We start from the raw sequence: 10,043 nt of genomic DNA, 5'->3' as shown, positions 1-10,043 counted from the left end.
CCTCCGGGCCGGCGGCGGCCCACGCGAGCCGCTGGGCCGCCACGAAGCTTGCCAGTCGCTGGGAAATGGCCTCGATTGGGTCGGCGGAAGCGTGCACGGGCCTAGCCTAGTTCTCGACCGCACGCGTAGAATCGACCGCACGAGATGCCGGTCCGAAACGGCGAGGAGGGGGCAGCATGCCGCTGTCAGAGCAGGAGCAGCGTCTGCTCGATGAGATGGAACGTCATCTCATGAACAAGGACGCAGACGTCGTGAGCGCGTCCCGAGACGGCCGCACCCTCAGCTATCGCAACATCGTGTACGGAACCATCCTCGTGCTGGTGGGTCTGGGCGGACTCATCGCAGGTGTCTCCACCGGCATCATCGCCATCGGCGTGATCGCCTTCCTGGTGATGGTGGGTGGCGTCGTTCTGGCCGCCACTCCCGCGAAGGGACTTGCCGCGCTCAAGACGTCGCCGGAGCACAAGGGGCAGCGCAAGCCCTCCCGTGCCGGATCGTCGTCCTTCATGGACCGCATGAACGACCGCTGGGACCGCCGCCAAGACGGATCCTGACCGCAGCACACCGCACGACACGAAGAGCACCGACCGAGAGGTCGGTGCTTTTTTTGTGCCCGCCGGCGGTGACGCGCTCCGACACTCGGCCCCGTCGTCGCCCCGTGAGGGAGCTCCGGGGAGCGCGGCGCCCAGGAAGTCATAGTCAGGTGGAGGAAAGTGGAGTAAAGTGGTGCGCACCTTGATCGGGCCGGAGGAAGGGGGAGTCGCCGATGCTGTTGGGCACCTACACCCCCAAGCTCGACGACAAGGGCCGCGTCATCCTTCCGGCGAAGTTCCGTACCGACCTGGGCGACGGGGTCGTCGTGACTCGAGGCCAGGAGCGCTGCCTCTACGTGTTCAGCACGAAGGAATTCGAGCGGGTTTACGAGAAGATCCGCGAAGCGCCCCTGACCAACAAGCAGGCGCGCGACTTCCAGCGCATGTTCCTGTCGGGCGCCAGCGACGAGAAGCCCGACAGCCAGAGCCGCATCACCATCCCCCCGCACCTGCGCGCCTACGCCAACCTCGGCCGCGAGCTCGTGGTCACGGGCGTCGGCGCTCACGCGGAGATCTGGGATGCGCAGGCATGGAACGCCTACGCAGACAGCAACGAAGACAGCTACTCGGACATGGAGCAGGAGGTGATCCCGGGCCTCTTCTGAGCCGTGGCCGTGACTCCCAGCCGCACGCCCTGACACACTTCCCCGGTGTCAGGTCAGGCGGATGGGGATCACGACTCCGGCTCACGCCCGCCTCATCATGAGCACCTCCGACATCCACACCCCGGTCCTCCTCGAGCGCTGCGTCGAGCTGCTCTCGCCGGCCCTCGCCCACCCGGGCGCCGTTCTGGTCGACGCGACCGAGGGAATGGGCGGGCACTCCGAGGCCCTGCTGGAGCGCTTCGGTGACATCCGCCTCATCGGGCTCGATCGCGACACCGACGCCCTGCGGATCGCGGGGGAGCGGCTGGCGCGCTTCGGCGACCGTGTCACGCTCGTGCACACCGTCTACGACGGGATCGCCGCGGCCGTGCGCTCCGCCGGCGTCGACCGGGTCGACGGCATCCTCTTCGACCTCGGTGTCTCGTCGCTGCAGCTCGACGACGCCGATCGCGGGTTCGCCTATTCGCGGGACGCGCCGCTGGACATGCGCATGGACCAGACCGCCGGCACGACGGCAGCGGAGATCGTCGCGACCTACGGTGAAGGCGATCTGCGCCGCATTTTCGAACGCTACGGCGAAGAGAAGCTCGCCGGACGCTACGCCCGGGCCATCATCTCCGCGCGCGCCGACGCTGCGATCGAGCGCTCCGGGCAGCTTGTCGACATCCTCGTGGCGGCGACGCCGGTCGCGGTGCAGCGCGAGGGACGCGGCCACCCCGCCAAGCGCGTCTTCCAGGCCCTTCGCATCGAGGTGAACGCCGAGCTGTCGGTGCTGGAGCGTGCCCTGCCGCCGAGCATGGACCTGTTGAACGTGGGCGGACGCATCGTCGTGATGAGCTACCAGTCCCTCGAGGATCGTCTCGTCAAGCGCGTGTTCGCGGATGCCGCGGCATCCACCGCGCCGGCGGGACTGCCCGTCGAGCTTCCCGAGCACGCTCCGCGATTCCGGCTCGTGGTCAAGGGCGCCGAGCTGGCCTCCGAAGAAGAGAAGGCACGCAATCCGCGGGCCGCACCCGTGCGCCTGCGCGCGGCCGAACGCATCCGGGAGGCGGCATGAGTGTGCCCGCAGAGAGCAACCTCGATCCGTTCGTGGGGGCGGCTCCCCTTCCGCTGCGCACGCCGGGGGCGCCGGCGCGTCGGCTTCATGCGGTCGAGCAGCCCGCGCCGCGACGCCGTCCGCGCCTCGTCTACGGCATCGTCGCGGTCAGCGGCGCGCTGCTGATCGGCGGCGCGCAGATGGGGCTGTCGATCCTGACGACGCAATCCTCGTACGAGTTGTCGACTCTCGGTGATCAGCAGCGCAGTCTCGACTGGCAGAAGCAGATGCTGCAGGACAGCATCGCCGGCCTGAGTTCGCCGCAGTACCTCGCCGCCAATGCGGAGGCGATGGGCATGGTGACCGGCCAGGCGCCGACCTACCTCCGTCTGAGCGACAACGCCGTCATCGGCACCGCCGCGGGACTGACCGGTGCGAGCGCGGTCAACGCGTTGAGCAAGGCCGCCGTCGGCAACGCCCTCGTCAGCGGACGCCCGCTCGTCGGCGATCCGGCGGCGAGCCTCGGCGCGACCGGCGGCAGCTCGGTCGTAGACAAGGCCATCCCCGATACCCCGACACACCCTGCCATCGCCGACGGTCTGCCCGTCCCCGCCACACACTGAGTCCATGACGACACGAGCAACACGCAGCCCGCGGCGCCGCACCGTCGTCGCCCTCGCCGTCGTCCTGGTGGTGCTGTCCGCCTTCGTCGTGCGTCTGGTGGACATCCAGGTGGTCAACGCGCGCGAGCACGTCGACGACTCGGAGCAGTTCGCGACCGGGGCCAAGAGCACTCTCTACGGCGCGCGCGGCGACATCGTCGACGACAACGGCGTCGTGCTCGCGAGCAGCACGACGCTCTACGACGTGCAGATCGACCCCATGCTCGCGGCGCAGGGTGCGGTGCAGACCGATGCCAGCGGCAACGCGATGACGGATGCCGACGGCAAGAACATCATGACGCCGTGGACCGACGTGGCGCCCAAGATCGCCGCGATCACAGGTCAGTCGGCCGCGGACGTCGAGAAGATCGTGTCCGACGCGCTGGCCGAGAACTCGGCGTCGCGATTCGCGTATGTGAAGCGGTACGTCTCCACGGAGGAGTACCGCGCACTCGCGGCGCTCAAGCTCCCGTTCCTGACCTTCCCCCTCCACCCCTCTCGCACCTACCCCGACGGTGCGGTCGCGGGCAACCTGATCGGTTTCGTCGGGTCCGACGGCGACCCCCTGGAGGGCCTGGAGTCTCTACAGAACTCCTGCCTCCAGGCAACGGACGGCTCGTTGACCTACCAGCGCGGGGCGGACGGTGTCATCATCCCCGGCACCGAAATTGAGAAGCCGGCCGTCAACGGCGGCACACTGAAACTCACGATCGACAGCGATCTGCAGTGGTTCATGCAGCAGCTGATCGCCGAAGAGACCGCGCGCTACCAGGCCGACTGGGGCGGCATCATCGTCATGGAGGCGAAGACCGGCAAGATCCGGGCCCTCGCCGAGACGAAGACGGTCGACCCCAACGACCCGGGCGCCTCCGACCCCGACAATCGCGGTTCGCGGCTGCTTCGCGTCTCGTACGAGCCGGGATCGACGTTCAAGCCCGTGACGGCCGCCACGGTCATCGAGCAGGGCGGTCTCACCCCGACATCGACGGTCGAGACGCCAGACCGCATCCAGTTCCCCAACGGTGCGGTGATCAACGACTCCGAGAGTCACCCCACGCAGAACCTGACGCTCACCGGCGGGCTCGTGGAGTCCTCCAACGTCGCCATGTCGCAGTTCGGCGCGCAGGTTCCCGCCGAGACGCGCTACGACTACCTGAAGCGCTTCGGCGTGGGCGACGGCACGGCGCTGAACTGGTCGGGCGAGCCCACCGGAGAGATCCGCGACGCCTCCACCTGGGACAACCAGACCTTCTACACGACAACCTTCGGGCAGGCCTTCACGGTGACCCCGACGCAGGTGACGAGCCTGTTCCAGACGATCGCCAACGGCGGAGTGCGGATGCCGGCACAGCTCGTGGAATCCTGCACGAAGCCCGACGGCACCGTCGTCACGCCGACCTTGCCCGCCCCCGTCCAGGTCATCAAGCCGCAGACCGCGGCCGAAGTCTCCCAGATGCTCGAGAACGTCTACGCCCAGGGCACACTCGCCGACGACATCAAGATCCCCGGGTACCGCGTGGCCGTCAAGACGAGTACCGCTCAGGTTCCGGACGGACACGGCGGTTACAAGGACAACCTCTTCATGACCTCGCTGGCCGGTTACGCGCCGGCTGATGATCCGCAGTACGTTGTGTTGACCCTTTTCAACGAGCCGAAGACCAACACCATGTCGTCGGCCAACCGCTCGGTCTTCAAGAAGGCGATGACCCAGGTGCTGACGCACTACCGGGTGATGCCCTCGGGCTCGGACACCCCGCTGCTGCCCGTGACACAATGACGACACCGTGACGCGCCACCGCGCGTGAGGAACGAACCCTATGATCCGGATGACGCTCGCCGAGGTCGCCGCCGCTGTGGCGGGCACCCTGCACCCGGCCCCCCACGACACCCCTGACACCGTCGTCGACGGCAACGTCGACACCGACTCGCGCGAGATCAGCGCCGGCGACATCTTCGTCGCCAAGCCCGGAGAGGTCACCGACGGCCACAACTTCGTGGCCGGAGCCGTCGCCTCGGGCGCCGTCCTCGCGATCGTCGAGCGACGCGTGGAGGCGCCGGTCAGTCAGATCGTCGTTGCGGACGCCGTCGCGGCCCTGTCCGACCTCGCCCGCACCGTGGTCGCCGCCGCGCGCGACCGTGGACGGCTCCAGATCGTCGGCATCACGGGGTCCAATGGCAAGACGACCACGAAGAACATGCTCGCCCGCATCCTGGAGGCGGAGGGCGAGACCGTCGCCCCGCGCGGCTCGTTCAACAACGAGGTCGGCGCACCCCTGACGATGCTGCGGGTCCGGGAGGACACGCGCTTCCTGGTCAGCGAGTTCGGCGCATCCGGCCCCGGTGAGATCACGAGGCTCGCCGGACTGGTCACCCCCGACGTCGGCGTCGTCCTCATGGTGGGGCTGGCTCATGCGGGAGGCTTCGGCGGCGTCGAGGAGACGCTGAAGGCGAAGACCGAACTCGTTCAGGCGGTACGCCCCGGTGGGGTTGCCGTGCTGAACCGCGATGACGCGCGTGTCGCCACGATGGCCGACGTCGCGGCATCCCGCGGTGTGGACGTGCGGTGGTTCGGGAGGGGATCCGCCGCCGACGTGCGTGCCGAGGACGTCGAGGTCACGGCCGCCGGCACGACGTGCACCATCGTGGCCCCCGAGGGGCGGTGGCCGCTGCGGCTGCGTGTCCTCGGGGAACATCACGTCATGAACGCGCTGGCCGCGTTGACCGCCGCGCGCGAGCTCGGGGTCGCTCTCGACGCGGCGATCGCACGGTTGGAGACGCTCGAGATCGCCGAACGCTGGCGGATGCAGCCGATGGGCTCGGAGCGGGTTCGCATCATCAACGACGCGTACAACGCGAGCCCCGACTCGATGGCCGCGGCCCTGCGCACGCTCGCACAGATCGCCGGCCCGGGCGAGCGCAAGGTCGCCGTGCTGGGAGCGATGAGCGAGCTCGGCGAGCTCGCCGGCGAGGAGCACGACCGCGTCGGCCTGCTCGCGGTGCGTCTGCGCATCGAACGCATCGTCGTCGTCGGCCGCGACGCCCGCCGTCTGTACCTCGCCGCCGTCGGCGAGGGCTCGTGGGACGGCGAAGCCGTCTTCTTCGAGACGTCCGACGACGCGTTCGAGTATCTTCGCGGTGAGCTCCGCGACGGCGACCGAGTGCTCGTGAAATCGTCCAACTCCGCGGGCCTGCGGCACCTCGGCGATCGTCTGGGAGAATCGTTCTCGTGAGATCACTGCTGGCGGCTGCGACGATCTCGCTCGCGTTCACCCTCTTTCTCACGCCGCTGTTCATCCGGCTGTTCGAGAAGCTCGGCTGGGGTCAGGTCATCCGCACCCCCGAGAACGCGCACAATCCCAGCCATCAGACGAAGCGCGGAACACCCACCATGGGCGGCATCGTCTTCATCGTGGGCTCGATCGTCGGGTACTTCGTCGGAACGCTCACCGGGGGAGCGCCGCCGTCCATCTCGGGTCTGCTCGTCATCTGGATGATGGTCGGGTTCGGCGTCGTCGGTTTCATCGACGACTTCATGAAGGTGCGCCAGCAGCGCAGCCTCGGTCTGTCGGGGTGGCGCAAGATCGTCGGCCAGGTGATCGTGGCGGTTCCCTTCGGCATCATGGCGCTGAACTTCCCCGACGCGCGCGGGGAGACGCCGGCCTCGCCCTACGTCTCCTTCTTCCGGGACATCCCGATGCTGTCGTTCTTCGCGCTGGGCGCGGTGGTCGGCTGGATCGTCTACCTCATCTGGATCACGTTCATCTCGGTGGCGTGGTCGAACTCGACCAACCTCACCGACGGCCTCGACGGGCTCGCAACCGGGTCCGGCATCTTCACCGTCTCCGCGCTGAGCCTGGTGACCTTCTGGCAGTTCCAGCAGCGTTGCGCGAGCGAGGCGCTCGTGACCGCGTACGTGGGCGGCTGCTACGCGACGCCCGACCCGATGGACCTCACGATCATCGCGGCATCCTTCGTGGGCGCGCTCGTGGGCTTCCTCTGGTGGAACGCGCCGAAGGCGAAGATCTTCATGGGGGACGTCGGCTCGATGGCCATCGGCGGTGTGATCGCCGCGATGGCGATCCTTTCGCGTGCCGAGCTGCTCTCCGTCATCATCGCCGGCGTCTTCATCATCGGCCCGGGGTCGGTGATCCTGCAGCGCATCTACTTCAAGGCCACCGGCGGCAAGCGCCTCTTCCTCATGAGCCCGTTCCACCATCACCTCGAGATGCGCGGCTGGCCAGAGATCACGATCGTCGTGCGCATGTGGATCATCGCCGGCATGCTCGCGGTGACCGGCGTCGCCCTCTTCTACGTCGAATGGCTGTCGGCACTGTGACGGGTGTGCGCGACCTCGATGCCCTGCGCAGCTGGCATGCCGACTGGCGTGGACTGCGCGTCGCCGTGCTCGGTCTGTCGATGACCGGATTCTCCGTCGCCGACACCCTCGCGGAGCTCGGCGCGGACGTCCTCGTGCTCAGCGAGTCGGCGAGCGAGGAGCACGCGCGACTTCTGCCCGTGATCGGCGCGCGCCTGCACGTGGGTGCGCTGAGTTCCGTTCCGGCCGTGCTCGTCGACTTCGACCCCGAAGTGGTCGTCGCCTCGCCCGGCTTCGCGCCCCACCATCCGGTCATCGCCTGGACACGCGAGCGGGGGACCGCCCTGTGGGGGGATATCGAGCTCGCCTGGCGCGTCCGCGACAAGGTGCTGCGCGCCGATGGTACGCCCGCGGATTGGGTGCTGATCACCGGCACCAACGGCAAGACGACGACGACCCAGCTCACCGCGACGATGCTCGTGGCCGGCGGACTCCGTGCCGCGCCGTGCGGGAACATCGGCGTACCGATCCTGGATGCGGTGCGTGACCCGAGCGGGTTCGACGTGCTCGTCGTCGAGATCTCCAGCCACCAGCTGTGGTATCTCTCACTGCAGGAGGGATCGGAGCCGGTGTCGCCGTTCGCGAGCGTGTGCCTGAACCTCGCCGATGACCACCTGCAGTGGCACGGTTCGTTCGCCGCGTACCGCGATGCGAAGGCGATCGTGTACCAGCACACGCGCGTCGCGTGCGTCTACAACAAGTCCGACATCGCAACCCGCATCATGGTCGAGCAAGCCGATGTCGTCGACGGATGCCGAGCGATCGGCTTCGATCTCGGGGTTCCGGGTCCGAGCGATCTCGGGATCGTCGACGGCATCGTCGTCGACCGTGCCTTCCTGGAGGATCGGCGCACCAGCGCGCTCGAGATCACAACGCTGGACGAGCTCGCTGCGCAGGGTCTGATCGCGCCGCACATCGTGGCGAACATCCTCGCCGCGTCCGCGCTGGCTCGCTCGCTCGATGTAGCGCCCGCGCGCATCGCGGAGGCCTTGCGTGGTTTCCGGCTCGACGCCCACCGCATCGAGGTCATCGCCACCGCAGGCGGCATCACCTGGATCGACGACTCCAAGGCGACCAACCCGCACGCGGCCGCGTCGTCGCTGGCAGCGTTCCCGGGAGCGGTCTGGGTCGTGGGCGGCGACATGAAGGGCGTGGACATCGGCGAACTGGTCGCCGCGCGCGGCCCGAGCGTGAAGGCCGTCATCGTCATCGGGGTCGAACGCACACCGATCACCGACGCGTTCGCGCGACACGCGCCGGCCATTCCCGTGTTCGAAGTGGACCACGCTCAGACTGAAGACGTCATGGCAGACGTGGTCGCTGCGGCGGCACGGATCGTCCGTGACGGTGACGTGGTCCTCCTCGCCCCCGCTGCGGCATCCTTCGACCAATTCGACTCGTATGCCGACCGCGGCCGGCGATTCGCGATGGCCGTGCGGGAATGGACGTCCTCGTCCGCCTCGCAGACACCGAACGAGAACGGCGCGACAGACGCAGGGGGAGCCGATGACCACGACGACCCCGCCGACCCGTCCCGCCGCTGACGGTCCCGACGACGCCGCGACGTCGGGCTTCGCGGCGCGGGTGTCTCTGGGTCGCGTGTTCGCCCCCGTCTCGAGCGAGTTCCTGCTCGTCGCCTCGACCGCGCTGCTGTTGACCGGCTTCGGGCTCATGATGGTCCTCTCCGCGACGATGGCCTCGGCTATGGCTGCCGGTCAGAGCCCGTTCGAGGTCGTCATGAAGCAGGCGATTTTCGCCGTCATCGGCATCCCGCTCATGTTCATCGCGAGCAGGCTACCCGTCGCGTTTTGGAAGCGGATCGCCTGGCCCGCTCTGATCGTGGCCACCTGCTTCCAGATGCTCGTGTTCGTCCCGGGCCTCGGGGTCATCAACGACGGCAACCAGAACTGGATCCAGATCGGCGGCCTGCAGGCACAGCCGTCGGAGTTCCTCAAGCTCGCCCTCGCGCTCTGGCTCGGCTACGTGCTGTTTCGCAAGCAGACGCTGCTGGGGTCCTGGACGCACGTGTTCATTCCGGTCGTGCCCGTCGGCGGTCTCGTCATCGGACTGGTCGCGGTCGGCAGCGAGGACCTGGGCACGGGAATGATCCTCATGGCGATCCTGCTGGGCTGCCTGTTCTTCTCCGGTGTGAAGCTGCGCATCTTCATCATCCCGCTGATCGTCGTGGTGGTCTCCGCCGTGTTCTTCGCGGTGACCAACTCGAACCGCATGGCGCGCATCATGAGCAGCTTCGTCAACTTCGACTCGATGGACTGCTACAACGCGGCTGTCGGTGACTGCTATCAGGCGGTGCACGGGGTGTGGGCCCTCGCCAACGGGGGACTGTTCGGACTCGGGCTCGGAAACTCCCGCGAGAAGTACGGCTGGCTGCCGGCCCGGTCGAACGACTACATCTTCGCGATCCTCGGTGAGGAACTCGGACTCGTCGGCTGCGCCGTGGTGCTCCTGCTGTTCACGGTGTTCGCGATCGCCGCCTTCCAGATCATCCGTAAGACCCGCGACCCCTTCATCCGCATCGTCACGGGCGGCATCATCGTCTGGATCGTCGGGCAGGCCCTCGTCAACATCGGTGTCGTCCTGCGTCTGCTGCCGGTTCTGGGGGTGCCGCTGCCGTTCATGTCACAGGGCGGTACCTCGCTGCTGTCGGTCCTGTTCGCCTGCGGTGTGCTGCTGTCCTTCGCGCGGACGATCCCCGTCGGTCCCGCTTCGACCGCGATCGCCGCTGAGTCGCTGTCCCGCCGCCGGTAGGCT

General features: G+C 68.1%; 9 protein-coding genes. All 9 read left to right on the top strand.

The window, feature by feature from the left end:
• Window positions 1-176 precede the first annotated feature (176 nt).
• The 9 genes from AS96_RS08105 (at window position 177) to ftsW (ending at window position 10,040) form a co-directional block, all read left to right on the top strand.
• Window positions 177-554: a DUF3040 domain-containing protein gene (locus AS96_RS08105; RefSeq protein WP_016465368.1), complete on the top strand. Its 378-nt coding sequence runs from the start codon at window positions 177-179 to the stop codon at window positions 552-554.
• Between the two features lie 212 nt (window positions 555-766).
• On the top strand, window positions 767-1,198 hold the full coding sequence (mraZ, locus tag AS96_RS08100) for a division/cell wall cluster transcriptional repressor MraZ (RefSeq protein WP_005049113.1): 432 nt from the start codon (window positions 767-769) through the stop codon (window positions 1,196-1,198).
• Between the two features lie 97 nt (window positions 1,199-1,295).
• A complete protein-coding gene (gene rsmH, locus AS96_RS08095; protein ID WP_197017280.1) occupies window positions 1,296-2,255 on the top strand; it encodes a 16S rRNA (cytosine(1402)-N(4))-methyltransferase RsmH in 960 nt (319 codons plus the stop codon).
• On the top strand, window positions 2,252-2,857 hold the full coding sequence (locus AS96_RS08090) for a hypothetical protein (protein WP_036288063.1): 606 nt from the start codon (window positions 2,252-2,254) through the stop codon (window positions 2,855-2,857). The genes rsmH and AS96_RS08090 overlap by 4 nt, the downstream gene beginning before the upstream one ends.
• Window positions 2,858-2,861: 4 nt before the next feature.
• Entirely contained in the window at window positions 2,862-4,673 is a 1,812-nt protein-coding gene (locus tag AS96_RS08085; RefSeq protein ID WP_036288060.1) for a peptidoglycan D,D-transpeptidase FtsI family protein, read from the top strand.
• Between the two features lie 40 nt (window positions 4,674-4,713).
• Window positions 4,714-6,126, top strand: coding sequence for a UDP-N-acetylmuramoyl-tripeptide--D-alanyl-D-alanine ligase (locus AS96_RS08080; RefSeq protein ID WP_036288057.1), 1,413 nt, complete (start codon window positions 4,714-4,716; stop codon window positions 6,124-6,126).
• The gene (gene mraY, locus AS96_RS08075) at window positions 6,123-7,232 is read left to right on the top strand and encodes a phospho-N-acetylmuramoyl-pentapeptide-transferase (protein ID WP_016465364.1); all 1,110 of its coding nucleotides are present in this window, start codon (window positions 6,123-6,125) and stop codon (window positions 7,230-7,232) included. Before AS96_RS08080 ends, mraY begins: the two co-directional genes overlap by 4 nt.
• The gene (murD, locus tag AS96_RS08070) at window positions 7,214-8,815 is read left to right on the top strand and encodes a UDP-N-acetylmuramoyl-L-alanine--D-glutamate ligase (protein WP_036288054.1); all 1,602 of its coding nucleotides are present in this window, start codon (window positions 7,214-7,216) and stop codon (window positions 8,813-8,815) included. Before mraY ends, murD begins: the two co-directional genes overlap by 19 nt.
• Window positions 8,778-10,040, top strand: a complete 1,263-nt coding sequence (gene ftsW, locus AS96_RS08065) for a putative lipid II flippase FtsW (RefSeq protein WP_036288051.1) — start codon at window positions 8,778-8,780, stop codon at window positions 10,038-10,040. Before murD ends, ftsW begins: the two co-directional genes overlap by 38 nt.
• Window positions 10,041-10,043 lie beyond the last annotated feature (3 nt).

It is taken from the genome of Microbacterium sp. MRS-1, from assembly GCF_000585455.1.
GTDB classification, from domain to species: Bacteria; Actinomycetota; Actinomycetes; order Actinomycetales; family Microbacteriaceae; genus Microbacterium; species Microbacterium laevaniformans.
The sequence above is the reverse complement of the archived record's forward strand: the minus strand, read 5'-3'. Positions and strand labels throughout refer to the sequence as shown.